The sequence below is a fragment of the Acinetobacter brisouii CIP 110357 genome (assembly GCF_000488275.1).
Classification (GTDB): domain Bacteria; phylum Pseudomonadota; class Gammaproteobacteria; order Pseudomonadales; family Moraxellaceae; genus Acinetobacter; species Acinetobacter brisouii.
Genome location: NZ_KI530762.1, coordinates 350,759 through 377,437, shown reverse-complemented (window position 1 = coordinate 377,437; position 26,679 = coordinate 350,759). Strand labels below are relative to the sequence as shown.

The following is a 26,679-nucleotide window of genomic DNA, read 5'->3' as shown; positions in this document are numbered from 1 at the left end:
ATCAAACCCAGTTGGAGTTAAGCATGACTGAAAATGTCGGTTTTGCAGGACAGATCGCCCCTGAACACGTTGCACAAATTGTAGAAAAAGGCTTTAAATCTATCGTCAACAACCGCCCAGATTTAGAAGGTGGTGCTGAGCAGCCAACCAGTGCACAAATCGAAGAAGCTGCACGCCAAGCCGGTCTAGACTATGTCTATCAACCTGTTGTTGCAGGGCAAATCACAGAGCTAGATGTACGTACTTTTGCAAATCATTACAATGAGTTACCAAAACCGATTTTAATGTTCTGCCGTACAGGTAACCGTTCAAACAACTTATACCAACTTGCCAAACAAATGGATTTGCTTGACGATTAAATCCAGACTCCCTGTATTGCAATCTTGCAATACAGGAGGATTTTAAATGCAGATTTGGAGGATCATGCTCATGAAATGGATTGTACTCAGCTTCAGTTGTCTGATATTACTCACCGCCTGCAATAGCATGGATACTGCCAAGCCAAGAGCCAGCATTATGATCGGCACCAGCATTTAAAACGCAGTATTGTTAAAAAATGCAATCCACAATCTGGAAAGCCGTGAATATCCTTTATAGTTCTATAAAGGAATCCATACGTTAGAATAACAACATGTACGACTTAATTATTATTGGTGCTGGCACAGCAGGTATTAGTGCTTATAAGGAAGCGATTAAATACACGCAAAACCTGTTAATTATTAATGCAGGTACTTGGGACACAACCTGTGCCCGTGTTGGATGCATGCCCAGTAAAGCCTTAATTTCCTGCGCCAATCAACTCCATGCGGCGCAGCATCTAGATCGAGTTGCCATTCAGGCAACTATCACAGCTCAAACTGATCAAGTCATGTCACATGTGCGTCAATTACGTGATCGTTTTACGCATGCAACACTCAAAGATGTAGACAGTTGGAATCCTGCACATAAAATCAATGGGCAGGCTCATTTTGTAGATTCCCAGACAGTTCAGGTGAATGGACAATGCTATCAGGCGAAAAGTTTTATTCTTGCAGTCGGCTCCACACCGAATATCAATACAACATGGCAAACCACATTAGGCGAACGCCATCTCACCTCAGACCAGATCTTTGAACTCAAGACCCTTCCTCAATCTATTGCTGTGGTGGGAAGTGGTATTATTGCTATTGAGCTAGCACAAGCTTTGCAGCGTTTAGGTGTGAAAACCACCATTTTTGCACGGAGTAAACGCATTGGGCAATTAACCAGCCCAACACTACAACAACTGGCTCAACAAGAACTCAGCAAAGAGCTGAATATTCTATTTGAAACCTTACCAGACACTGTACGATTAAATGCTGACCAGAAGGTTGAGATTCAATATACACAGCAACAACAACCTCAAACACTTCATGTAGATTATTTATTAAATGCTACAGGTCGACGCTCATTGCTACCAAGCCTGCAACTTGCAAATATTGAAGCAAGTTTTCAGGATATCAAACAACTCCAGATTGATGAAAAAACCCGACAACTTAGCAATTACCCGATTTTTATTGTTGGCGATGCGGCAACCTCTACTCCTGTTCAACATGAAGCAGCGCATGAAGGTAAAATGGTTGTACATAACTGCTTAAATTACCCAAATATTCAAAATATTAAGACCTTAACGCCTTTAAATATTGTTTTTTGTTCTCCTGAAATGGCAAGCGTGGGACAAAGCTATAAAGAACTTCAAACAAAAAATATTCCCTTTATTGTTGGTACAGCCTCTTATACAAAACAAGCACGAGCTTTAGTTTTGGGCAAAAACCAAGGGGCGATTGAGGTATATGTTGCCCCCCAAAATAACCAGTTACTTGGTGCAGAATTACTGGTCGAAGCAGCCGAACATTTGGCACATTTGCTCAACTGGGTCATTTCCGAACAGCTCACAATTGATGAAATTTTAGAAAAACCGTTTTATCATCCAACCTTGGAAGAAGGCTTAAGAACTGCATTGAAGCATGCTCGGCGTCAATTAAATGCTCTGTAAAGAGTTTTTTGACGTTTGGAGGACTATTTTAATAATCAGAAAAGCAATTAGCTTAATTGATAAAATTTAGGCTCTCTTTCTTTATTTTTTAATGTATTCACATATAAATTCAATGAAAATCTAATACTAGAGTTGAGAGTAGCTACTTAAATGGCTTTTTATATCATTGTTTACGACTTATAGAAGACCGCAAGCCAAATGGTAATTTGATTTGGATTTGTCCAGATCACCTTATGTTTGACATGGGCAGGAATATTTATGTAATCACCAGTAGACAACTTACATTTTGAGCCATCATCGAATTCCAAAACAGCTTCTCCTTCAACAATCATGACCCATTCATTCTCATCCTGATCGTACCAACCTATCTCGGGTGAGCAATGCCCTTTTGAAACTATACGCTCAATTCTTACTGTTGAAGAATGAACAATGTCCTCAAACACTTCTGAACTTAGATCTTTTGGAAGTGAATCAAATATGTTAAATGAATTCATAGTAAAACTTTACATGATGTGATGAATGAAGCATGGGTGAATGGTTGTTGAAAGCTAGCGTTCAACATAACTATGGCAAGTTCTTAATCTATTTTTAACCACAATATAGAGTAATGATAAAAATTATTTAATTTTTCTTCCCGAATAAAAAAGCACCCCCTGCTCTATTGAGTCAGGGGGTGCTTAGAATAATGAGCTGGCGATGACTTACTCTCACATGGGTAACCCCACACTACCATCAGCGCTAAGAGGTTTCACTTCTGAGTTCGGGAAGGGATCAGGTGGTTCACTCTTGCTATGGTCGCCAGCACAACTGTTTATGGACATTTTCGGGTTTTATGCTCAGATCATGTTGATCTTGTTGCTACCGTACTGTGTACCAAATGAGTTATTAACAAATTGGTTAACTGAGTCGAATTTTATGTTCTAGCGTTTACTAAATCAAGTTCTTTGTTTCAGATCAGATTTAACTGATCTTTTATGAATCGATTTAAGCTTTATATACAACTGCTTGGGTGTTGTATAGTCAAGCCTCACGAGCAATTAGTATTGGTCAGCTTCACATATCACTATGCTTCCACACCCAACCTATCAACGTCCTAGTCTCGAACGGCTCTTTAGAGGAATAAATTCCTAGGGAAATCTTATCTTGAGGTAGGCTTCCCGCTTAGATGCTTTCAGCGGTTATCCCTTCCGAACATAGCTACCCGGCGATGCGACTGGCGTCACAACCGGTACACCAGAGGTTCGTCCACTCTGGTCCTCTCGTACTAGGAGCAGATCCTCTCAAATTTCCAGCGCCCACGGTAGATAGGGACCGAACTGTCTCACGACGTTCTAAACCCAGCTCGCGTACCTCTTTAAATGGCGAACAGCCATACCCTTGGGACCTGCTTCAGCCCCAGGATGAGATGAGCCGACATCGAGGTGCCAAACACCGCCGTCGATATGAACTCTTGGGCGGTATCAGCCTGTTATCCCCAGAGTACCTTTTATCCGTTGAGCGATGGCCCTTCCATACAGAACCACCGGATCACTAAGACCTACTTTCGTACCTGCTCGACTTGTGGGTCTCGCAGTTAAGCGCGCTTTTGCCTTTATACTCTACGCGTGATTTCCGACCACGCTGAGCGCACCTTCGTACTCCTCCGTTACTCTTTAGGAGGAGACCGCCCCAGTCAAACTACCCACCAGACATGGTCCTCGTCCCGGATCACGGGACAGAGTTAGAACCTCAATATTACCAGGGTGGTATTTCAAGGATGGCTCCATTGGAACTGGCGTCCCAACTTCAAAGCCTCCCACCTATCCTACACAAGTAAGATCAAAGTTCAATGTCAAGCTGCAGTAAAGGTTCACGGGGTCTTTCCGTCTAGCCGCGGGTACACCGCATCTTCACGGCGAATTCGATTTCACTGAGCCTCTGCTGGAGACAGCGCCGCCATCATTATGCCATTCGTGCAGGTCGGAACTTACCCGACAAGGAATTTCGCTACCTTAGGACCGTTATAGTTACGGCCGCCGTTTACTGGGGCTTCGATCAAGAGCTTCGCTTACGCTAACCCCATCAATTAACCTTCCAGCACCGGGCAGGCATCACACCCTATACGTCCACTTTCGTGTTTGCAGAGTGCTATGTTTTTAATAAACAGTTGCAGCGGCCTGGTTTCTGTGGCTGCCAATAGCTCATCCCGCAAGGGGAATCACCGTCAGCAGCGTACCTTCTCCCGAAGTTACGGTACCATTTTGCCTAGTTCCTTCAGCAGAGTTCTCTCAAGCGCTTTGGTCTACTCGACCTGACCACCTGTGTCGGTTTAGGGTACGATTCCTGTGTAACTGAAGCTTAGAGACTTTTCTTGGAAGCATGGTATCAGCCACTTCACTGTACAAGTACAGCTTGCTATCAACTCTCAGCATAGAGCACCCCGGATTTGCCTAAGATGCATGCCTACTGTCTTTCACCTGGACAACCAACGCCAGGCTGACCTAACCTTCTCCGTCCTCTCATCGCATTACACAGAAGTATTGGAATATTAACCAATTTCCCATCGACTACGCCTTTCGGCCTCGCCTTAGGGGTCGACTCACCCAGCCCCGATTAACGTTGGACTGGAACCCTTGGTCTTTCAGCGAACGGGTTTTTCACCCGTTTTGTCGTTACTCACGTCAGCATTCGCACTTCTGATACCTCCAGCAGACTTCTCAATCCACCTTCATCGGCTTACAGAACGCTCCCCTACCACTTGACTAATGTCAAATCCGCAGCTTCGGCACATAGTTTTAGCCCCGTTACATCTTCCGCGCAGGCCGACTCGACTAGTGAGCTATTACGCTTTCTTTAAAGGGTGGCTGCTTCTAAGCCAACCTCCTAGCTGTCTATGCCTTCCCACATCGTTTCCCACTTAACTATGATTTTGGGGCCTTAGCTGGCGGTCTGGATTGTTTTCCTCTTGACTACGGACGTTAGCACCCGCAGTCTGTCTCCCGGATAGTACTCATAGGTATTCGGAGTTTGCATCGGTTTGGTAAGTCGGGATGACCCCCTAGCCGAAACAGTGCTCTACCCCCTATGGTATTCGTCCGAGGCGCTACCTAAATAGCTTTCGGGGAGAACCAGCTATCACCGAGTTTGATTAGCCTTTCACCCCTATCCACAAGTCATCCCCCGGCTTTTCAACGACGGTGGGTTCGGTCCTCCAGTTAGTGTTACCCAACCTTCAACCTGCTCATGGATAGATCACCCGGTTTCGGGTCTATACCCAGCGACTAAAACGCCCTATTAAGACTCGATTTCTCTACGGCTCCCCTATACGGTTAACCTCGCCACTGAATATAAGTCGCTGACCCATTATACAAAAGGTACGCAGTCACACCACGAAGGTGCTCCCACTGCTTGTATGCATGCGGTTTCAGGATCTATTTCACTCCCCTCACAGGGGTTCTTTTCGCCTTTCCCTCACGGTACTGGTTCACTATCGGTCAGTCAGGAGTATTTAGCCTTGGAGGATGGTCCCCCCATATTCAGACAAGGTTTCACGTGCCTCGCCTTACTCGTCATCATTATATGTGCCCTTTCGTGTACGGGACTATCACCCTCTACGGTTGCACTTCCCAGAGCATTCCGCTAAAACACATATAACTTAATGGGCTGATCCCCGTTCGCTCGCCGCTACTGAGGGAATCTCAATTGATTTCTTTTCCTAAGGGTACTGAGATGTTTCACTTCCCCTCGTTCGCCTTGCAACACTATGTATTCATGTTGCAATACCTACCTTATGGTAAGTGGGTTCCCCCATTCAGACATCTCCGGATCACAGGATATTTGCCGCCTCCCCGAAGCTTTTCGCAGGCTATCACGTCTTTCATCGCCTCTGACTGCCAAGGCATCCACCACATGCACTTAATTACTTGACTATACAACCCCAAACAGTCGTTATTACCTACAAGTAGTAATAAGACATGATCAATGATTTCTCATCAATCTCTTACAGTTTGAAGTACTGTGTATCTAAACACTGTACAGCTTCAATCTAATTCATATACCAAAACGCTTGATTCAGTTAATTTGCTAGTTCTCATTTCATTCTTTCGAATGAATGAGTTGAACAATTTATTTCAGACTCAATTTTACCAATCTGTTAATGAGTTAATGTGCCCTCGTCGGATCACACTAATACCGTGATACTTAAATCACAGAAGTTAATAAAATAAAACCTTCAGGTTTTTCTCTTACTAAATTCTGTAATCTTTAGCTCGAACTCTAATCTTCAGAATTCGTGGTGGAGACTAGGAGAGTCGAACTCCTGACCTCCTGCGTGCAAAGCAGGCGCTCTACCAACTAAGCTAAGTCCCCAGCTTATATCATCAATTTATATCGAATTGTCTTTGGTGGGTCTGACAAGACTTGAACTTGTGACCCCACGCTTATCAAGCGTGTGCTCTAACCAACTGAGCTACAGACCCATTCGATATACCAGAAGAACAACTTGTTGTGGATTCTTACCAATCAATCCGTCTTTTCGTTAAGGAGGTGATCCAGCCGCAGGTTCCCCTACGGCTACCTTGTTACGACTTCACCCCAGTCATCGGCCACACCGTGGTAACCGCCCTCATTGCTGTTAGGCTAGCTACTTCTGGTGCAACAAACTCCCATGGTGTGACGGGCGGTGTGTACAAGGCCCGGGAACGTATTCACCGCGGCATTCTGATCCGCGATTACTAGCGATTCCGACTTCATGGAGTCGAGTTGCAGACTCCAATCCGGACTACGATCGGCTTTTTGAGATTAGCATCCTATCGCTAGGTAGCAACCCTTTGTACCGACCATTGTAGCACGTGTGTAGCCCTGGCCGTAAGGGCCATGATGACTTGACGTCGTCCCCGCCTTCCTCCAGTTTGTCACTGGCAGTATCCTTAAAGTTCCCGACATTACTCGCTGGCAAATAAGGAAAAGGGTTGCGCTCGTTGCGGGACTTAACCCAACATCTCACGACACGAGCTGACGACAGCCATGCAGCACCTGTATCTAAGTTCCCGAAGGCACCAATCCATCTCTGGAAAGTTCTTAGTATGTCAAGGCCAGGTAAGGTTCTTCGCGTTGCATCGAATTAAACCACATGCTCCACCGCTTGTGCGGGCCCCCGTCAATTCATTTGAGTTTTAGTCTTGCGACCGTACTCCCCAGGCGGTCTACTTATCGCGTTAGCTGCGCCACTAAGGTCTCAAAGACCCCAACGGCTAGTAGACATCGTTTACGGCATGGACTACCAGGGTATCTAATCCTGTTTGCTCCCCATGCTTTCGTACCTCAGCGTCAGTATTAGGCCAGATGGCTGCCTTCGCCATCGGTATTCCTCCAGATCTCTACGCATTTCACCGCTACACCTGGAATTCTACCATCCTCTCCCATACTCTAGCTAACCAGTATCGAATGCAATTCCCAAGTTAAGCTCGGGGATTTCACATTTGACTTAATTAGCCGCCTACGCACGCTTTACGCCCAGTAAATCCGATTAACGCTTGCACCCTCTGTATTACCGCGGCTGCTGGCACAGAGTTAGCCGGTGCTTATTCTGCGAGTAACGTCCACTTACTTTGGGTATTAACCAAAGAAGCCTCCTCCTCGCTTAAAGTGCTTTACAACCAAAAGGCCTTCTTCACACACGCGGCATGGCTGGATCAGGCTTTCGCCCATTGTCCAATATTCCCCACTGCTGCCTCCCGTAGGAGTCTGGGCCGTGTCTCAGTCCCAGTGTGGCGGATCATCCTCTCAGACCCGCTACAGATCGTCGCCTTGGTAGGCCTTTACCCCACCAACTAGCTAATCCGACTTAGGCTCATCTATTAGCACAAGGTCCGAAGATCCCCTGCTTTCTCCCGTAGGACGTATGCGGTATTAGCGTTCCTTTCGAAACGTTGTCCCCCACTAATAGGCAGATTCCTAAGCATTACTCACCCGTCCGCCGCTAAGCTAAGGTGCAAGCACCTTCGCTCCGCTCGACTTGCATGTGTTAAGCCTGCCGCCAGCGTTCAATCTGAGCCATGATCAAACTCTTCAGTTTAAAATCATTGCACTTTACTAAAAGTGCTAAATCTGGCTCATTAATCTTACTGACTAAAAATTCGCTCAAATAAACTTCGAGAAATTTCTACCAATTCAATCAATGAAATATATATTCGACTGATCAACTGATAAAAATCCACACAAGTTGTTCTTCCAATTCTCTTAATGATCTTCTCGATGATTCGTCATCATCAAGCTAGGTCGGCTATGTTACTCTATTTTAAAACAAAGTCAACAGGTAATTTCGATATTTTTTAAAACTCATTCAATCAACTAAAAACTTATCTATCTAGCTAAGCCCTTGTTAATCAACAAGTTTTTATCTGCATCACCGCCGATGGATACGCATTATAGACCATAACCATTCTAACGCAACCCCATTCTTCAATATTTCTATTCACCTGCCTCTTTTTTAGCCTATTTCGGGGTTTTTAATGGCTGGAAGGCTAAATTTTGAGCTAAATGAAATAAAAATTCTTTTTCAGAGCGGTCTATTTCTTGCCATTTCAATGCACGGCAATCAACATATTCACAATAACCCGCGTCAGACTGGTAATTTTTTTGATTAAATTTAAGATTATAGCTAAAGCTACCAACATACCCTGCACCAAATCCAAACTTATAATCGCCTCGTGCCGTTGCAAAAAGCTGCAATTGAATTTGAGAATGCTGTAAATGCCATGAAAATTCGCGTGGCAAATACATACTCAAACCATTTGGAGTGATAACCTTAGGATAGACTCTGGCAATTTCAAATTCTACATCTCGGTTATATACCTGAGTTTTTTGCTGCTGTAAGTCAAAAACAATAAGTTTACTATGAATAATTTGGTTAAATCGGTTACGAACCTGATAAAAAATAAATTGCCACTGTTCGACCTGTATGATTTGTCGTGTATAAAAATGCCAGTTCCAGAATGGCAGCTGAACTGTGCGGGCATAACTCCATAATCCTGTAGTTTGAATCTGATAGTGTTGATGTTTATCGCTCAATATTCCTTGCATCTCAATCGGGCAAAGCCATTGTTCTGCAATACCCAAATTGAATAGATGATTTTTATACTTAGGTGCATGCAACTGAATATTGAGTTCAAACTGTAATTCACTATGTTGCTGAATCAGCTTTAAGCTATTTAGATTTTTAATAATTTTTATATTTTGTGCGAAGTCCAGAAATTCTGGTGTTTGCCCACATTCATCCTGAATCGAATAACTATGTAAACAACTCAAATGATTTAGGCTACAAGAATTAAAAACCAAAGCTGTATCTAGCTCTGTCGTCGTAATTTCAGATGGATTATAGAGAACGGGAATATTGGGAACGCCAAGCAAAGTTAAGAAATTTAGATAATAGAGTGGCGGAGGTAAATTGAGAAAAACCAAACCATAATGTAGTGTTTTATATTGGACGTTTGGCAACCATTGTAATTTTGCAAGGCTTGGAGGCTGTTTGGCAGACTTGGAAAAACTGTTCCACTTCATTACAACCTCCTTGAGCTTGGCGTTTATTTTTATGTTACTTTTTTCCTGGCTAAAAAAGTAGTCACTATGCCTGAAAGCGCGTAAATACTTGCAACCACCAGTATACCAACGGGGATGTTATAGGTCATTGCAGCCAAAATCAGTACTACAGGCAACATCACCACAAAAGGTACACGTTTACGATCCATCTGTTTAAACGAGTAATACTTCATATTGGAAATCATGAGCAAGCCAACGACAACCATAAAGATCGCATATCCGATTTGAGTGGATAATTCTTTGACATGAAAGACATATGAATAATCACGACTAACCCAAACCAAACAGATCACTAAAATTGCAGCTAAAGGGCTTGCAACACCAATAAAGTAGCGCTTGTCGACCACGCCGATTTGTACGTTGAAACGTGCCAGACGAAAGGCCGCACACGCAGTGTAGACAAAACAACAAGCCAAGCCTATACGCCCCAAACCGTGCAAACTCCAGCTATACATCAAAATTGCAGGAGCAAGGCCAAAAGCGATCAAATCGGAAAGTGAATCAAATTGCTCACCAAAAGCACTTTGTGCACCAATTGCCCGTGCCACACGACCATCAAGCCCATCGAACAATGCTGCAAGAAATATGGCATAAATCGCATGTATAAATTGGCCGTCCATACTCGAAATAATCGAATAAAATCCAGACAACAATGCTGCTGTTGTAATCAGGTTAGGCCATAAATAAATCCCGCGCCGCTTGATGCGCTGCCCTTCATGCGTATCTTCTTCTTCGATGACTTCAAATGTCAGCCCATCATAAGCATCATCTGAGCAATCTCCGTTGTGTTTGGGCACATTGGTCATGTTGTTGCTTCCCCAATATTGTTTGATTAAAACCGTATGTATTATTCACCCACTAACCATTTGACTGCAACTGAACCACCGTTCTCTTGCATGCGCAAATGTGGGAATAACCAATGTAATGCTTGATCTGCTTGTTCAGCAAACTGCCAAGGTGGATTAATAATCAACATACCACAGCCATTTAAGCCTATAGGTGTATCATCTGGCCAAACACAGATTTCACAAACGAGCTGACGGCGAATTCCCGTTTTGCTCATTTTTTTCTCAAAACGCTCAATCATCGGACGATCTTTAATTGGATACCATACCGCAAATACGCCTGTTGGCCATTTTTTGTAGGCATTCACCAACAGCTCAACCAATTGCGGGAAATCCTTACGTTCTAATTCATAAGGTGGGTCAATCATCACCAAACCACGTTTTTCTTTTGGTGGAATCACACCCAGCAATCCTTCATAAGCATCACGCTCATGCAAGCCTGCACGTTTGTCACGAATATTGTGGCGTAATTGCTGAAACACATCTCGTTGCATTTCAAAAATGGTGGCTTTGTCGATGTCACGCATACCTTGCAAGGCAAACCATGGTGAACCTGGGTAAGCACCACGTCCATCTTCAACACGCATGCTTTCTACCAAATTCAAATACTGCTGCACAGCTTCGGGTGCTTGACGTTTCTGAATTGAAGGCAATTGCACCAGACGATGAATGCCTGAGAGGTATTCCCCTGACTTTTGGGCAGGCGCTTCTGACAAGTCATATTTTCCCGCACCGCCATGCGTGTCGATATAACGATAAGGTTTATCTTTTGCATTCAGGCGCGTCAGAAGTTGTAACAAAAGTACATGCTTCATGACATCCGCGAAGTTGCCAGCATGAAAATGGTGACGATAATTCATGTTTGTATCAATTCCTAAAATCAACAGCTATCTTAACATGAAAAAAACATCGATGCGGATTGGGCACTTGTTCTAAAATGGCTCAGCTTTTTTATATGATTAGATTTTTTGGAGAATTATGGCTGAAACTTTATCAAACCTCTGGGATATTAATAAAATTATCAATGATTTGGATAACACTGGGTTCAGTGTGATTGATCAGGCGTATTCTGAAGAATATTTACAGTCAGTCCATCAGGAATGTATGCACCATTTAAACGAATTTCGGGATGCTGCCATTCAAAATGGTGTCGTCAGCCAAATTCGTAGTGATCATATTTTATGGATCAATGATAATTTGCCGATTGCTGAGCAACACGTAACAACATTGATGCATCTGGCTCAGGAACTCAATCAGGCATTTTTCTTCGGGATTCGTGAAGTGGAAGCGCACTTTGCCTGTTATAACGCTGGTGAATTTTATGCCTTACACCGAGATAACCCTCAAAAAAAGAATGATCGTCTGATTTCAGCAGTATTATATTTACATCCAGAATGGCATGAAGACTGGGGTGGACAATTACGCCTGCAAGATAAACAGCAAAACTGGCATATTTTAGAACCTAAACCAAATCGTATTGCACTTTTTCAAAGTGACTTATTGCATGAAGTCTTGGCGGCGAAACAGCAGCGCTTATCCATTACAGCATGGATGCGTAGCAATCACTCGATTTGGTCATAGTCACCACAGTTAATATTTTCTCACTTTAAAAGTGTCGAGATATCCGCATATACTGCAAATAAGCGATTGAGGATTGAAGTATGTTGAATAATAGCCAAGAGATTATTGCGCGGATCGGGGAAACTGATCAACTTTATTTAGATGCCAATAGCCCCGAACTGGCTTTGGAACGCGGTAATTTACGCTTGCAGCTGGTCACGTTCAGCAACAATCGTCAAGAACAGCTGTATTTTTTACATGAAGCTCTGGCTATTCTAGAGCAGGCTCGAATCGAGTTTGAAGAAATCTCGATCCAATTGTATGTGGATTTATCTTTACAGCTTGCCAAAGCATATATGATTTATTTTGAGCTCAGTCAGGATAATAAATTCGCACTGATTACCCAGCAAATTTTAAAACCATTATCTCATTTACCCTACGGCGATTTATATTTCTTCTTGGCATATGCCTCAATGGTGAAAAAAGAACAGGCGCTTACCAAGCACTGGCTGCGTAAATATGTTGTCAGTTCCGAATATGATCATGAGCTTCTACACACACATCCAGCTTTTAAGCCGCTGCGTCAGGAAATCTGGTTTATCGAATTGATTAAAACCCAGTTCCATTAAATAAAAAAACCTCTATGGCAACGCATAGAGGTTTTTAGATTTCGATATCAAGACAAAGGATATTGAGCGTCTGTATGTAACAGTTCATTGAGTTCATCGACGATAATTGCCCATTCATCATCTTGGTCACAACGATGTTGTAAAAACTCACGTTGCGATGCACTCCAGAATGGAGCATCTGCCAAATAAACATTTTGTGCCAGTTGATGTGTTGTAACAAACTCCTCCATCGCTTCTGCTTCTGCAGCCAAGCCGAGTTGTTGAAACAGTAATTGTAGTGTTGGTTGTTGTTCAAACATTTTTTATTCTCCAAAGCAACATAACTTTATTCTAAGGAATTACTGTACTTTTGTTGAGCAATACTCAGTTGAATTCGTGTAAAGCCATAAAAAAAGCACCCCGAAAATGGAGTGCTTTTTTCAAACTTAATCTTGAAGATTAAATTTTAATTATTTAAGCATATCAGCAATTGCTGCACGCTCTTCTTCAAGTTCGTTCAATGTAACGTTGATACGCTCACGGCTGAATTCATCAATTTCCAAACCTTGAACGATTTTGTATTCACCGTTTTCAGTTGTTACAGGGAAACCGAACATTACGCCTTCAGGGATACCATAAGAACCGTCAGAAGGAATACCCATAGTTACCCATTTGCCGTTTGTACCAAGCGCCCAGTCATGCATATGGTCGATTGCAGCATTTGCAGCAGAAGCAGCAGAAGACAAACCACGTGCTTCAATGATCGCAGCACCGCGTTTACCAACGGTAGGAAGGAATACGTCTTTATTCCATGCTGCATCGTTGATTTTGTCTTTTAAGCTTTCGCCGTTTACATTTGCAAAACGGTAGTCAGCATACATTGTCGGAGAGTGGTTACCCCAAACTGTCATGTTGTCGATGTCAGCTACAGCAACACCCGCTTTTTGAGCAAGTTGAGTCAACGCACGGTTGTGGTCAAGACGCAACATAGCTGTAAAGTTTTTCGCTGGAAGATCTGGAGCAGATTTCATTGCGATGTAAGCGTTAGTGTTAGCAGGGTTACCTACAACAAGCACTTTAACATCACGGCTAGCAACTTCGTTTAGTGCTTTGCCTTGACCAATGAAGATTTCGCCGTTTACTTTAAGTAAGTCAGCACGTTCCATACCAGGACCACGTGGACGTGAACCAACTAACAATGCATAGTCAGCATCTTTAAATGCAACTTTTGGATCATCAGTACCGATCATGCCTGCCAATAATGGGAACGCACAGTCATCAAGTTCCATCATCACGCCTTTAAGCGCTTGTTGAGCTTTCTCAACTGGAATTTCAAGCAATTGTAAAATAACTGGTTGGTCTTTCCCTAACATTTCGCCGCTTGCGATACGGAATAACAAGCTATAACCAATTTGACCTGCAGCGCCAGTAACGGCAACACGAACGGGTTGCTTCATGTAATTATCTCCAATTGAGGATCGTTGATATGATTAAACAGTTTTTCCATTTAATCGTTAATCATAAACGGCAATTATTGTACTCCAATCTTGCGAGTCCTGCATAAAAAATAGAATGATTTGCAACAAAAGTCTGATAGATAATTTAAACAAAATTAGGCTTATTAATAGCTAAATTTGCTCAAAACAAAAATCTGAAGGGATCTGACAAGTATTTTTATCTTTTTAAAGCAATCAAATGAGCTTCTGATGACTCATCATCGCCATCGCTAATAGGTTCCCTGAATAGTGAAATTTTTCGGGCAGTTAGACAGTTCATGACTTGTACATGACTTATAAGAACCATTGCTATTGTAACAAACACTCACATGGGTCAATAAAGTTGTTCCATGATTATTTTGACAGGAAAATTCAATCCCATCGGCAGGCAATCCTGAGTTGAGTTTCAGAAACTGTGCCAACAAGGTTTGACGCTGAATCGTATGTGATGAAGCATCAGTTAGAACAGCAGGAATTTTTAAGCGCTGGGCGTAGTTAATAATTGTTCTAAAATACTGTACCGCAGACATAGACATACAGTCACCAACACTATGCCAAAGCTGAATCCGCGACACTTCATCAGGAATAATACGCGCAACAACTTTGGCTTGTAACGGCGGTAAAATGGCGGAGCTAGTGGTTTCACATCCCGTATAACGACCTTCAGGAACCAAACCTGCAACTGTCAGGGCATAACCCTCTAAACATTTACGCTGTTTTTTACGATTAGGATCAAGCGCACAAACTGCAGGTGTCATTTGAACATGTAAAATGTAGCCTCGGCTTGGGCTTTGATTTGGCTGTGCATGAGCTGAGGAGAAAATAACCAAAAAACCAATAGCAATCAATAAACTCACGATTAGAGAAGCTGAATGCTCTAGACATCCTTGTTTAGCCATGTAGAAAACCAAAATCTTACATCTCTCAGATTTATTGCTCTATACGCGCTGGAATAGCACGCATCCATTTACCAATATTTTGTATTCCCTGACCAAGCACTGCGCCGTAATGCGTTGCATTGGTCATCACATTTTTCACATAATCACGTGTTTCTGACAACGGAATACTTTCCACATACTGATCCGCAGCGATTGTCCCCGTATTGGCTTGCCAACGGCGTGCCCGATTTGGGCCAGCATTATAACCTGCTGTCGCCAAGACAGCATTACCGTTAAGCTGCCCTTGAATCATCGACAAATAATATGTGCCATAACGAATATTGGTATTCATGTCCGTTAAGACTGCAGGATTATACGTTTCCCCCATTTGTTTTGCGACTTGTTTCGCGGTTGTAGGCATAATTTGCATTAAACCTCCCGCTCCAACATTGGAACGTGCATGAGTCACAAAACGACTTTCCTGACGCATTAAACCATAAGCCCATGCGGGGTCTAAATTAACATTTTGGCTATAGCTCAGTACCGTATTCTGATGTGGTGTCAAATAGCTCAAATTGTCATTATGTTTCTTCACTGTGCGGTTAGCAGCATAAATTGCCCGATCATACCAACCCAAATCGGCAGCACGCTGGGCAGCAGCCAACAATAATCCATCATCTTCACGTAAGTATGCCTGACGTACCGCCCAGTTCCATTCACGGTTAGTATAACTGTCGGGTGCATTAATTTTTTTCAGGGTAAATGCACGCCGAAAATGGATATCTTGATCTAAACGCTGAAAATCTCGACTTGAAGGTTGAGCTTGTTCGCGTTTGTTATAATTTTTACCTAAACGCTCTTGCGCTAACAAGTTATGATAATCATCGCCACTTTGTGCCAATTGCTGATAAATCCCCATCGCAATGCGTTTTGAATTGGCATCGCCGCGCTGTTCATAAGCACGCCCTAGCCAGTACTGCCAGCGATCCTCCTGTTGCTGGGTGATTGTCATACTGCCAATCGCACGCATCACACTGTCCCAAGCACCAAAACGTACAGCTTGGCGCGCATAGACTTCAGCTTCTTCTGGGCTAAATGGCAAGCCACCATAACTGGCATCAAAATAGTTCAACACAATGCGGTTAAAATTATTTTTGAGTACGGTAGTTCCGCCAATATAAGCCACTGTGCGATACAAATATTTCTGTACAGCTTCAGGCACATTTTCCGCAGCACGATTGGTGGCACTTAAACCCGAATCCAGATCGGTTTCGGTCAAACGGGCAAGCGCAAAAATAAGATAGGCATAATCTGCATCATTGTTTTTAGGTGCTGACCATAAATAATTTAACGGGTTACTTTGAATCTGGTTGAACTGTGCCAAGGAGAGATTTAAGCCCATAGCATTCGCTGTTGCTTGAGCCTTGTCTATTTGTCCGGCGCGCAATTCACCCCATAAACGCTGTTGTTTGTCTTGTGTGCTCATCAAGGGGCTGGTCAACATCATCCGTCCCACCCCCTGACAAGATTCGGGTAAATTTCCTGTATTTAGCCAAAGATCTTTAAATTCTGCAAAAACCAGCGGGTCATCTGACTTAGCACGAACCTGTGCTACTGCACAGCTTTCGGCCTGATCAGGATTAGTTACATAAGGAACGACAGGTCGGGCATTGCTATAATCAGCTTGTTTAACTTTTTCTTCGACATAATCTGCGGCAAGTTTTTCAGCCATCGCCGACTGTGGGTAACGTTTGGCAAAGTCAATAATATTACCTGAAGGCTGATAACCCAAGCTCATATTAAGCTTCCAATATTCAGGATAATATCCCAAGCTATCTTGCTGCATACTGGCAGAATACTGATCTAATAGTGCGGTATTTCCTGAGCTGGCAGCTCGTAATGCATCGTTAAACTGCTCTTCGGCAGCAGATGCGACACAACTTGTCCCCAAAACACATCCCAAGGCAAATAAACGGCCATAAAATTGATATGTTGTTGCACATAAAACCCGCAATCTGTTCATATAGCCGAATACACCTTCGCTTGCCCTGCAATTTTTGCCCTCAGTTTAATGTTAATACATACATTGTTGTTGTTATGTTATGTAATAATTTTGCACAAATAATCAGCAACTTTATGCTGATTGGGAAAAACTAAAAGAGCTATAGCTTCAAAACAAAAAATGCTAAAATACTGCTCCTTTTATTCTCTGCCAAAGTGTTTCAGCATCATGCTTCTCAGCATCTGATCACTTAGCCCTATTTTTCAGGAGCCTACATGACGGTTCAGACCTTCATTCCAGCACGTGCCGAAGCTGCCTCAGAAAACACTGTCTCCCAGCCTTTGCACACCTCTGATGCTTCAAATACAGTCAAAAAGCTGTACATTGAAACTCAAGGGTGTCAAATGAATGAATATGACAGTCACCGTATGGCAGACTTGCTTGGCGACTCACATGGTTACGAGCTCACCAACGATCCCAAAGATGCCGATATTTTACTGATGAACACCTGTTCGATTCGCGAAAAAGCACAGGAAAAAGTATTCAGTGAACTCGGGCGCTGGCGCAAACTCAAAGAAAAAAATCCTGACCTGATTATTGGTGTCGGTGGCTGTGTCGCATCACAGGAAGGTGACAACATCCAAAAACGTGCGCCGTATGTCGATATGGTTTTTGGACCGCAAACTCTGCACCGTTTACCTCAAATGCTGGATCAACACCAAGAACAGATTGAAAAGCCAAAGCAAGACAAAATTAAACTGGTCGATATTTCCTTCCCTGATATTGAAAAATTTGACTTCTTGCCTGAACCGCGTGTTGAAGGTTACAAAGCCTTTGTTTCAATTATGGAAGGCTGCTCAAAATACTGTTCATTCTGTGTTGTACCGTATACCCGTGGTGAAGAAGTTTCGCGTCCTCTGGACGATGTCTTGGCTGAAATTGCAGGACTTGCAGAAAAAGGCGTACGTGAAATTAGCCTGCTTGGACAAAACGTCAATGGTTATCGGGGTGAAACCTTCGATGGCAACATCTGTACTTTTGCAGACTTGTTGCGTTTGGTCTCGGAAATTCCGGGTATTGGCCGTTTACGCTACACAACATCACATCCACTTGAATTTTCGGATGACCTGATTCAATGCTACCGTGACCTGCCGCAAATGGTGTCTCACTTACACTTGCCTGTACAAAGCGGTTCAAATGCCGTGTTACAGGCCATGAAACGTAACCACACGATTGATGTTTATATCAATAAAATTGAGAAGTTACGTGCAATCCGCCCAGACATGCATTTATCGAGTGACTTTATTATTGGTTTCCCAGGCGAAACTGATGAAAATTTTGCAGAAACTTTACAGTTCATTAAAGATTTGGATTTCGATCATTCTTATAGCTTTATTTACTCTAAACGCCCAGGTACACCTGCTTCAGAGCTTGAAGACACAACCCCTGAAGAAGTGAAAAAAGAGCGTCTGGCACAGGTACAAAAAGTCATTAAGCAATCTAGTATCGACAAAACGGATGCCATGCTGGGTACTGTTCAACGTGTCCTGATCGAAAATGTTTCAGAGAAAGATCCCAACCTGTTAGTCGGCACGGCAGACAATACCCGCTTAGTCACGTTTATTGGTGATGCAGCATGGCTGGGTCGTTTTGCAGAAATCGAGATTACTGACATCAAAACTTTAAATTTAGTCTATGGAGAGCTCTTGAATCTTGAGCCTGACGTGGCGTAATGTAGGGCTATAGACTAAACAACACTTAAAGGAATTGTCTTGACTGCAGCGATCCGACGTACAGTATCTTTTCCGGGTATTTCAATGGAGCGTTTAAAAAGCATGTTGGGTGCTTATAACGCTCACTTGAAACAAATCGAACAACGTTTAGATGTCCAAATTACTCATCGAGGTGATGTTTTCTATATCGATGGGGATATTGAAGCGGTGGAGAGAGCAGAAACTCTCCTACAGCGACTGCATGAAGAAGCAGAACTGTCCTCCTCAGTGAGTGCAGATCAGTTACACATGATGATTCAAGGTAGCCAGACCGAACGTGATCTCATGGATGACGAAGGTCAGGAACATACTGGGTTGGACAGTATCTGGTTGCAAACACGAAAAGGGCGGATTAACCCGCGTGGCGCAAACCAGAAACGCTACGTACAACGTATTTTGCAAAGTGACATTTCCTTTGGTATCGGCCCTGCGGGGACAGGTAAAACCTATTTAGCCGTTGCCGCAGCTGTCGACATGCTGGAACGCAATGAAATCCAGCGTATTTTACTGGTTCGACCTGCGGTTGAAGCTGGTGAAAAGCTGGGTTTCTTACCCGGCGATTTAAGCCAGAAAATTGACCCGTATTTACGCCCACTCTACGATGCATTGTATGAAATGCTCGGCTTTGAAAAAGTAGCGAAACTGATTGAACGCCAAGTGATTGAAGTTGCGCCTTTGGCCTACATGCGTGGTCGTACCTTAAATCACTCCTTCGTGATTTTGGATGAAGCACAAAACACCACACCTGAACAGATGAAAATGTTCCTCACCCGTTTAGGTTTTGGTTCACGTGCGGTCATTACAGGCGATATTACGCAGATTGACTTGCCACGTGGCCAGCAGTCAGGTTTAGCTCATGCTTTACGTGTACTTGAACCTGTGACTGAAATTCACATTACCCGCTTCCACTCACGTGATGTGGTGCGCCATCAACTGGTACAAAAAATTGTCGAGGCCTATGAAGGTTGGGACAGTGAGCAACACCGAATTGGTGCTGAAGAACGTGCTGCACGTAAAGCACGCCATGAAGCCCTAGTTCAGGAAAATGATGTAGCAGCAGATGCTCAGCATCAGGACGCTTAAGGACAAATTTTGAAACTTAATCTTTCGTTACAACAAGACGTTTTAGCACCTGAATTGGTGCTAAAACGCAGTTATATAAAAAAAGTCATTGAGACTACTTTACGTCATATAGGCATGCAGCAAGATTGCGAGATCGGCATCGCTTGTGTGGATAATGCAGAAAGCCACGCACTGAATTTGCAATATCGCCAAAAAGATAAACCGACCAATGTTTTATCTTTTCCCAGTGATATTCCTGAAGAAGTACTCCCGATGCTGGATGCTTTCCCATTGGGTGATTTGGTGATCTGTATTCCTGTTGTGCTTCAAGAAGCAGATCAGCAAAAGAAAAGACCTCTGGATCATTTTACCCATATGCTGGTACATGGCACGCTACATTTGTTGGGCTATGACCATGAAACTGGCGAACAGGACGCTGAAGAAATGGAGACTCTCGAAGTTGAGATCCTCAGTAAACTCAGTTTAGATAATCCCTATCTGGATCTATAAATTCGCTGGAGTGCAAACTGATGTTTGTGGTGATTTTCAAAGCTGAGATTGTACAGCTTGATCATGAATACAGCCAGCTTGCACAACATTTAAGACAAAAAGCCTTGTCTGAATATGGCTGTCTCAAGTTTGAGGCTTATACTGAAAATGGAAAAGAACTAGCGCTTTCTTACTGGTCTGACCTTGAAAGTATTCAGCGTTGGCAACAAGATCGTGAACATATAGTGGCTCAACAGACTGGACAGAAACGCTGGTATAAGCACTATAGCGTTGAAGTCTGTGAAATACAGCGCCACTACCAAACCAACATCGCAACTTAAAATAAAAAATCGGGATTTACTCCCGATTTTTTATTTTACTTCAAACTCTGCCTCAGCAGGATCAAAGCGCCACGTCCGAACAATACGTAGCTCAGAAATATCTTTCATACTGGCATCAAAACGCCCGAAAGGCGCACCACGGCGTACGGAATTCTTTGCTGCTTCATCTAAAACAGCATGCCCAGAGCTTTGCAATAAGTGAATTGCACGTACCCCACCCTCACTGTTAAGAATCACCATAAGGCGAACCTCGCCCGACCAGTGCTGCTGTTTTGCCTGCTCTGGATAATAACGGTTGCCATACAATTCCACTTTTTCACGAAATTTATTTAGGTATGCAGCAGACGCATCACGCTTGGCCTGAATACCATCGACTGTCTTAATTTTTTGCTGGCGGCTAAAATCCTGCTGGCGTTGCAAATATTGTGCTTCTAAGCTGGCAACCATCGCGGCCTTAGCTTGATACTGGCTTTGTAATTCATCCATGGCTTTTTTGCGGTGCTGATCTTCACTTTGCTTTTGCCAGCTCAAGACCGTCATCAGTACTTTTTCTTCAAATTTTAACTCGCGCTGCTGCTTCACCATTTCGAGTTGTTGTAATTGCTGATCCCCTGCCGATTGCGACTCATCTGCTGGAGCAAGATTGGTTGACATACGGTGTTTTTGTCGAAAAATGCCTGAACCTTGTTGATCTGCCTGTGCAATAAAGTCTGCATTTTCAACAACCTCTTTGCTTGGTCGAATCGTCACGGCAATTTCCTGATGCAAAGACTGATCCGCTTGTGGCATGGCAAAGCGTATGCATAGCAAAACCAAATGCAGTAGCAACGCGGAAATGGCTGCCACCATAAATACTGAATCTTGCCACCAAGACAGTGTTATTTTTTGCTGAATCGAGTGTTGCTTTGTCATAACATTAAAACGACCAAACTTGCCAAAAATACACGTAACATATAAATATGCGATTTTTTTAGAGAAAAATGCAGTTTTATACTATTTTTTGCTCAAGAACATCAAATATTCATTTTGCAAGAACGAGTATAAAAAATAGATGTGAATTTTTCATCTAATTCAATAAGATTGCAACCAGTATAAAAAACTATTTTTTGGACCTGATCTATGCAGACGCTAATTTCCAATCTTTCTAAACGTATCCGCGAGGTATACCGTAAGGCTGGGGGATTTATTGAAGAAGAGCGCGAATTTGCATTGTCACAAGTGTTTTTAAATGCAACCTTCAAACGTTTTGTGACCGATAACGTCAAGATTTTACAGGACTTGCATGCAGACGTGCATGATGATTGGCTACGCCTGTATGCCACACTCAATGTCAAAGGCTTATATACTACGCTGTCAGTTGATTTAAAGCTTTTACAAATGGAACTGAACAAAGATACGCAGTTACTCGTATTTGAACAAATCAGCCAGACTCAAGTGATTGAAGCCAAATTTAAAAATATTTTACAAAAAATAGGCTTTAAATTTGCCCTGTTTTTTTATCAGAAGGTCTTGGATAAAGATCCGTTAGGCACGATTTTGCAGCGCTTCAATGTTGTCGAAGTGAAAGATGATTTACTCTATCTTGATCTAAATCGCTGGCTTGGCAAAAACCCGTCAATTATTGAAACCTTAGCCAAAGTTCATGTCAATCATGCCGTACTACGTGAAGCCGAACTGGTGGTTTTAGGCAATGTTAATTTGGAAGCACTTTTTAGGAAAGTGAGCAGTAGTCCTGAAGATACAGAAGAAACACCTGTAAGCAAAACAACCACATAATGTGATCATAAACATACAAAAAATATGCGATTGATCCCGTTTTTCAGATTAACTTATAGCACCATAAAATATTAAAAGTTTCAGGATATATTTATGCTCAAGCAACAACTTACCTCTTTATCGACCAGTGCTGTTGTACTTGCTGGAGCAGCATTGATCTGTTCAAGCCAAGCTATGGCACTCAGTCCATTTAAGGCCACCTATCAATTTTCCTATAATGGTCACAATATGGGTTCTGCAACACGGACCCTTCAACAAAATGGCAATAACTGGACGTATGTCTTTGCAGCAAAAGCAGGTATTGTGGCTTCAGCCACTGAAACGAGCCACTTTTCATTGGTAGATAGCAACGTCGTCTCTAATAACTTTAGCCGTAATGCAAACTATATAGGGCTATCTGATTCCTTTAGAATTAATTTTAATCCTGCAGGAAAAACCATTGCGACCAATCGTAAAGGTAAAGCCAATTCTTTCGCATGGAAATCAGGCGCTTTAGATGAGCTCAATGCCGAAGTACAAATTCGGGAAGACTTAAAAAAAACGGGGCTGAAAAACAACTATTATATTACCGATGCTAAAGGCGTTGCCCAACGCAAATTTATTAAACTGGGCACGGAAAATCTCGTAACACCTTACGGCACATTTAGCACCATTAAAGTCAAACTGGATCATGGAAAAGATGAGCGTAATACCATTTTCTGGTTAGCACCAAAACTGGACTATTTACCAGTCAAAGTCGCACATAATGATGGTCGTAGCTCGTATGGAATTCTGCTCACAGGTTATCAAGGGGTGACCAAATAACCGCATTTTTGCAATTTTGACTTGCAATTTTTCGGATGCTTTTTAAAATACGCCTTTGCTTAAAAAAGCATCCGTTCCTTAGAGGTTCCTCCCTGTGCAAGCACTAGAACAGAAAATCTTAAGTGAAGGTATCGTTCTATCTGATCAAGTTCTCAAAGTAGACGCTTTCTTAAATCACCAAATTGACCCTGTGTTGATGCAACAGATCGGGCATGAATTTGCTGCTCGTTTTAAAGATCAAGGGATTACCAAAATCATTACCATTGAAGCTTCAGGTATCGCACCTGCGGTCATGGCAGGTTTAGAGCTTGGTGTTCCTGTGATTTTCGCACGCAAACATCAGTCTTTAACCCTAAAAAATGATTTGTACAAAGCTCAGGTACATTCATTTACCAAACAGACTACCAGTACCATCGCCATTTCGAACAAGTATTTACATGCAACTGATAAAGTTCTTGTGATTGATGATTTCTTGGCAAATGGTCAAGCTGCACTCGGTTTGATTGATTTGATCCATCAAGCCGAAGCTGAAGTGGTTGGTGTTGGTATTGTGATTGAAAAATCTTTCCAAACTGGACGTCAGTTATTGCTGGACAAAGGCTACCGCGTTGAATCACTCGCACGTGTCGAGTCATTAAATGACGGTCAGGTGACTTTCGTTAGAGATTAAATAAAAAAGAGCGATTTATTCGCTCTTTTTTTTGACCATATGGTAGATTTAAGCTGGAATGCTTGCCCAAATTAAATCTATCATTAATTGCTCGGGCCTGAGCGATTTATTGTCCACCCAGCAACTTGATTGCGACTTCACCTAAACGCTTACCCTGCTCAAAACATAAAGCTTTTTCTTCCGCAGTTAAGCCTTGATCATGACGTGCGCCACTGACATGAGTTGCACCATACGGCGTTCCACCCGACTTGGTATTAGATAAAGCAGGATGTGCATTGGTTAATCCCAAAATCATCATGCCATGATGAAACAATGGCGGTAACATGCTCAACAACGTACTTTCCTGCCCGCCATGCATGGAACCCGATGATGTAAATACACAAGCTGGCTTGTTATGCAATGCGCCACTGAGCCATAAAGTCGTAGTTTGATCCCAGAAATATTTCATTTCACTTGCCATATTACCAAAACGTGTTGGTGAACCCAGCGCCAAACCAGCACATCCTGCAAGATCATCTAAACTACAGTAAATATCGCCATCTTCAGGAATACTCGGTGCAGCAACTTCAACTGACGTTGCGAGCTGCGGAACAGTACGAATTTTGGCAGACATCCCGGCCGCTTCAATCCCATCGGCAATTAAATGTGCCATGTCTTTGGTTGAACCATATTTGCTGTAATAAAGTACTAAAATATAAGCTTGCATTGGGTCTGAAAGATAATAAAAAAGAAAACTATACGGTATTTTGGCAATTTTTTGGTAGCCTTAGAGAAATATTACATAAATGCACATTAAAACAATTAGGTCTAGGTTATGCAAAAACTCATGACACGCTTACCATTTTATGAAAAAAAATGGTTTCAATTTATCTTATTTACGATTATGCGTTTTGAAAATGATCGCTGTCGTGACAAAGCGGCATCGCTCACCTATACCACTTTGTTTGCCGTTGTGCCGATGCTCACGGTTTTTCTCGTGATTATTTCATCAATTAAAGCCCTCGAACCCGCTCGGCAGCAGGTACAACATTTAATTTATAGTAATTTTCTTCCCCGAAGCAGCATTGCCTTTGACCAAGCCTTTAACTCTTTTGCTGAAAAATCCAGCAATCTGACCGCCATTGGTATTCTGTTTTTATTTATGACCTCACTGATGATGCTAACCAGTGTTGAAGAAGCTTTTAACCGCATTTGGCGAGTCAAACAACAACGTGGTGGCATCATTGGTTTTATGCGCTACTGGACAATTATTTCACTTGGGCCAATTCTGCTTGGCAGTGCTTTTGTGATTTCCTCAACGGTTGCATCACTCAACATTCTCAGCAATAACTTTGTGGGTTATGAAATCGATGGCACGCTTTTTTTAGGGCTTATCTCTTACATACTGATTGTACTTGGCTTTTTTGTTCTTTACTGGACCATTCCCAATCGTTCTGTACCCATAACAGCAGCAGCAATGGCAGGATTATTCAGCGGCACTATATTTCAGTTACTGAAAAGTTTCTTCGGTTTCATGATGGCAAATTTTACCAGTTATGAACTCATTTACGGCGCGTTCGCCGCTGTGCCGATTTTCCTGTTATGGATTTATTTATCATGGAATATTGTTTTACTCGGTGTTGAAGTCAGTTTTGCCCTCACCTCATTTAGCACCGGCAATCGCCAGAAACGTCATCCTGTTATTATGTTGCTCGACATTTTAGAAATGTTTTACAAGAAGCAAAAACTCGGAGAAACCGTCAACGATAAAGAAGCTTTAAAAATTTTGGGACGAGGTGAAATTGGACGCTGGCCTGCTTATGTTGAACTGCTACAACGTCAACATCTGATTAAACGTATTGATAGTGATGAATATGCACTGATTCGCAATCTGTCCCAAGTCGATTTTTGGAGTTTTTACAATGCCTTGCCATTTACCCTTCCACTGCGTCAGGATATCTGCAATATCCACGATGATGATGAATGGGTGAAACAACTCGCTCCGCTTCTCAATGATGCAGATGATTATTTAAGCAGCCATTTATCCGTACCACTATCGAGTTTGTTTGAAGCGAATGATACTGCACCACAAATTACCCGACATAAAAAAACCGAGTGATCACACTCGGTTTTTTCAATATATATCAGTTAGGCTTTAACGAAAGTTTTCCAAACAAAATCCTGAGTCTTACCTTTGAGTGTCATCGTGAGCTGATCGCCTGCTGTAAGTGCTGCAACGCCCGCAGGTGTGCCTGTCATCACGACATCCCCAGCTTCAATGGTAAATGCCTGACTCATGTCACACAGCATTTCACCAATCGGGAACAATAACAATGCCGTATCGCCCGACTGACGAACAGTATCATTCACTTCCAGAGTGTAATGAACATTTTTCCAATCTGAAATTTCACTGACATCGACCCAATCGGCAAGCACACAAGCACCATCAAATGACTTGGCGCGCTCCCACGGCTGCCCTTTATTTTTCAGTTCGGTTTGTAAATCACGTAAGGTTAAATCCAAGCCTAAAGTCACCGCACCAATCGCTTCAACAGCTTTTACTGGATCAGTTTCCGCCTTTAAAGTCTGGTCTATACGCAGAGTCAGCTCGCACTCATGATGACAACTACCCAGCGACTCATCCCATGAAATTCCATCGTCCAAACCAATCAAGCTACTGGCAGGTTTAATAAATAGCACTGGGCGATCAGGAATGGCATTACCCAATTCTTTGGCATGATCTGCGTAACTACGGCCCACACAAACGATTTTATTTGGACGATAACTCATACGATTTCCTTTGCT

At 42.7% G+C, this 26,679-nt stretch carries 22 protein-coding genes, 2 tRNA genes, 3 rRNA genes and 1 pseudogene; 12 read left to right on the top strand and 16 right to left on the bottom strand.

What is annotated here, in order from left to right:
• Positions 1-23 precede the first annotated feature (23 nt).
• Complete coding sequence (locus P255_RS01860) at positions 24-359, top strand: protein tyrosine phosphatase family protein (RefSeq protein WP_004754130.1); 336 nt, start codon at positions 24-26, stop codon at positions 357-359.
• Positions 360-631: 272 nt separating this feature from the next.
• On the top strand, positions 632-2,014 hold the full coding sequence (locus P255_RS01855; protein ID WP_004903053.1) for a dihydrolipoyl dehydrogenase: 1,383 nt from the start codon (positions 632-634) through the stop codon (positions 2,012-2,014).
• Positions 2,015-2,184: 170 nt separating this feature from the next.
• Here the strand turns inward: P255_RS01855 and P255_RS01850 are convergent, their stop codons facing one another.
• The 9 genes from P255_RS01850 to P255_RS01810 form a co-directional block, all read right to left on the bottom strand.
• Complete coding sequence (locus P255_RS01850; protein WP_004903052.1) at positions 2,185-2,508, bottom strand: cupin domain-containing protein; 324 nt, start codon at positions 2,506-2,508, stop codon at positions 2,185-2,187.
• 194 nt (positions 2,509-2,702) lie between these two features.
• A 5S ribosomal RNA gene (rrf, locus tag P255_RS01845) occupies positions 2,703-2,817 on the bottom strand.
• 213 nt (positions 2,818-3,030) lie between these two features.
• Positions 3,031-5,922, bottom strand: a 23S ribosomal RNA gene (locus P255_RS01840).
• Between the two features lie 363 nt (positions 5,923-6,285).
• Positions 6,286-6,361, bottom strand: a tRNA-Ala gene (locus tag P255_RS01835).
• A 33-nt stretch (positions 6,362-6,394) separates the two neighbouring features.
• Positions 6,395-6,471: transfer RNA gene (locus tag P255_RS01830), tRNA-Ile, on the bottom strand.
• 60 nt (positions 6,472-6,531) lie between these two features.
• Positions 6,532-8,069: ribosomal RNA gene (locus P255_RS01825) — 16S ribosomal RNA — on the bottom strand.
• Together the 16S, 23S and 5S rRNA genes with 2 tRNA genes alongside form the textbook arrangement of a ribosomal RNA operon.
• A 419-nt stretch (positions 8,070-8,488) precedes the next feature.
• Positions 8,489-9,553, bottom strand: a complete 1,065-nt coding sequence (locus tag P255_RS01820) for a DUF6670 family protein (RefSeq protein WP_004899433.1) — start codon at positions 9,551-9,553, stop codon at positions 8,489-8,491.
• Between the two features lie 29 nt (positions 9,554-9,582).
• Positions 9,583-10,398 (bottom strand): CDP-diacylglycerol--serine O-phosphatidyltransferase, encoded by an 816-nt coding sequence (gene pssA, locus P255_RS01815; protein WP_004899430.1) that lies wholly within the window; start codon positions 10,396-10,398, stop codon positions 9,583-9,585.
• Between the two features lie 41 nt (positions 10,399-10,439).
• Positions 10,440-11,297 (bottom strand): 23S rRNA (adenine(2030)-N(6))-methyltransferase RlmJ, encoded by an 858-nt coding sequence (locus tag P255_RS01810; RefSeq protein WP_004899429.1) that lies wholly within the window; start codon positions 11,295-11,297, stop codon positions 10,440-10,442.
• A 115-nt stretch (positions 11,298-11,412) separates the two neighbouring features.
• Here P255_RS01810 and P255_RS01805 point away from each other — a divergent pair, with 115 nt between their 5' ends.
• Entirely contained in the window at positions 11,413-12,018 is a 606-nt protein-coding gene (locus P255_RS01805; RefSeq protein ID WP_228127502.1) for a 2OG-Fe(II) oxygenase, read from the top strand.
• Between the two features lie 80 nt (positions 12,019-12,098).
• Complete coding sequence (locus P255_RS01800) at positions 12,099-12,626, top strand: hypothetical protein (protein WP_004899425.1); 528 nt, start codon at positions 12,099-12,101, stop codon at positions 12,624-12,626.
• A 47-nt stretch (positions 12,627-12,673) separates the two neighbouring features.
• Here the strand turns inward: P255_RS01800 and P255_RS01795 are convergent, their stop codons facing one another.
• The 4 genes from P255_RS01795 to P255_RS01780 form a co-directional block, all read right to left on the bottom strand.
• Positions 12,674-12,925 carry a DUF2789 family protein gene (locus P255_RS01795; RefSeq protein WP_004899423.1) on the bottom strand — a complete coding sequence of 84 codons (252 nt, stop codon included), beginning with the start codon at positions 12,923-12,925 and terminating at the stop codon, positions 12,674-12,676.
• Between the two features lie 150 nt (positions 12,926-13,075).
• On the bottom strand, positions 13,076-14,062 hold the full coding sequence (locus tag P255_RS01790; protein WP_004899421.1) for a malate dehydrogenase: 987 nt from the start codon (positions 14,060-14,062) through the stop codon (positions 13,076-13,078).
• 269 nt (positions 14,063-14,331) lie between these two features.
• Positions 14,332-15,000: a ribonuclease T2 family protein gene (locus tag P255_RS01785; protein ID WP_004899419.1), complete on the bottom strand. Its 669-nt coding sequence runs from the start codon at positions 14,998-15,000 to the stop codon at positions 14,332-14,334.
• Positions 15,001-15,031: 31 nt separating this feature from the next.
• Positions 15,032-17,002: a lytic transglycosylase domain-containing protein gene (locus P255_RS01780; protein WP_004899417.1), complete on the bottom strand. Its 1,971-nt coding sequence runs from the start codon at positions 17,000-17,002 to the stop codon at positions 15,032-15,034.
• A gap of 254 nt (positions 17,003-17,256) precedes the next feature.
• Here P255_RS01780 and miaB point away from each other — a divergent pair, with 254 nt between their 5' ends.
• Genes miaB through P255_RS01760 form a run of 4 tightly spaced genes read left to right on the top strand, consistent with a single transcriptional unit; the run spans position 17,257 to position 20,645 of the window.
• Positions 17,257-18,714, top strand: coding sequence for a tRNA (N6-isopentenyl adenosine(37)-C2)-methylthiotransferase MiaB (miaB, locus tag P255_RS01775; protein WP_004899415.1), 1,458 nt, complete (start codon positions 17,257-17,259; stop codon positions 18,712-18,714).
• 39 nt (positions 18,715-18,753) lie between these two features.
• The gene (locus P255_RS01770; RefSeq protein ID WP_004899414.1) at positions 18,754-19,836 is read left to right on the top strand and encodes a PhoH family protein; all 1,083 of its coding nucleotides are present in this window, start codon (positions 18,754-18,756) and stop codon (positions 19,834-19,836) included.
• Positions 19,837-19,845: 9 nt separating this feature from the next.
• Positions 19,846-20,325 carry an rRNA maturation RNase YbeY gene (gene ybeY / locus P255_RS01765; protein WP_004899412.1) on the top strand — a complete coding sequence of 160 codons (480 nt, stop codon included), beginning with the start codon at positions 19,846-19,848 and terminating at the stop codon, positions 20,323-20,325.
• Between the two features lie 20 nt (positions 20,326-20,345).
• Positions 20,346-20,645: an antibiotic biosynthesis monooxygenase family protein gene (locus tag P255_RS01760; protein WP_004899411.1), complete on the top strand. Its 300-nt coding sequence runs from the start codon at positions 20,346-20,348 to the stop codon at positions 20,643-20,645.
• Positions 20,646-20,675: 30 nt separating this feature from the next.
• Here the strand turns inward: P255_RS01760 and P255_RS01755 are convergent, their stop codons facing one another.
• A complete protein-coding gene (locus tag P255_RS01755) occupies positions 20,676-21,557 on the bottom strand; it encodes an energy transducer TonB (RefSeq protein WP_004899409.1) in 882 nt (293 codons plus the stop codon).
• Between the two features lie 207 nt (positions 21,558-21,764).
• Here P255_RS01755 and P255_RS01750 point away from each other — a divergent pair, with 207 nt between their 5' ends.
• From P255_RS01750 to P255_RS01740, 3 genes are all read left to right on the top strand, one after another.
• Positions 21,765-22,421 (top strand): hypothetical protein, encoded by a 657-nt coding sequence (locus P255_RS01750; RefSeq protein WP_004899408.1) that lies wholly within the window; start codon positions 21,765-21,767, stop codon positions 22,419-22,421.
• Between the two features lie 93 nt (positions 22,422-22,514).
• Positions 22,515-23,225, top strand: coding sequence for a DUF3108 domain-containing protein (locus P255_RS01745; protein WP_004899406.1), 711 nt, complete (start codon positions 22,515-22,517; stop codon positions 23,223-23,225).
• Between the two features lie 94 nt (positions 23,226-23,319).
• Positions 23,320-23,895 (top strand): xanthine phosphoribosyltransferase, encoded by a 576-nt coding sequence (locus tag P255_RS01740; RefSeq protein WP_004899404.1) that lies wholly within the window; start codon positions 23,320-23,322, stop codon positions 23,893-23,895.
• Between the two features lie 106 nt (positions 23,896-24,001).
• On the opposite strand, the gene wrbA is transcribed toward P255_RS01740, so the two are convergent.
• On the bottom strand, positions 24,002-24,601 hold the full coding sequence (gene wrbA / locus P255_RS01735) for an NAD(P)H:quinone oxidoreductase (protein WP_004899400.1): 600 nt from the start codon (positions 24,599-24,601) through the stop codon (positions 24,002-24,004).
• Between the two features lie 108 nt (positions 24,602-24,709).
• On the opposite strand from wrbA, the gene P255_RS01730 reads away from it, so the two are divergent.
• Positions 24,710-25,993 (top strand): YihY family inner membrane protein, encoded by a 1,284-nt coding sequence (locus P255_RS01730; RefSeq protein ID WP_004899397.1) that lies wholly within the window; start codon positions 24,710-24,712, stop codon positions 25,991-25,993.
• Positions 25,994-26,022: 29 nt separating this feature from the next.
• Here P255_RS01730 and P255_RS01725 read toward each other — a convergent pair.
• Positions 26,023-26,670 (bottom strand): annotated as a pseudogene (locus P255_RS01725) (fumarylacetoacetate hydrolase family protein); the annotation flags it as partial.
• Positions 26,671-26,679 lie beyond the last annotated feature (9 nt).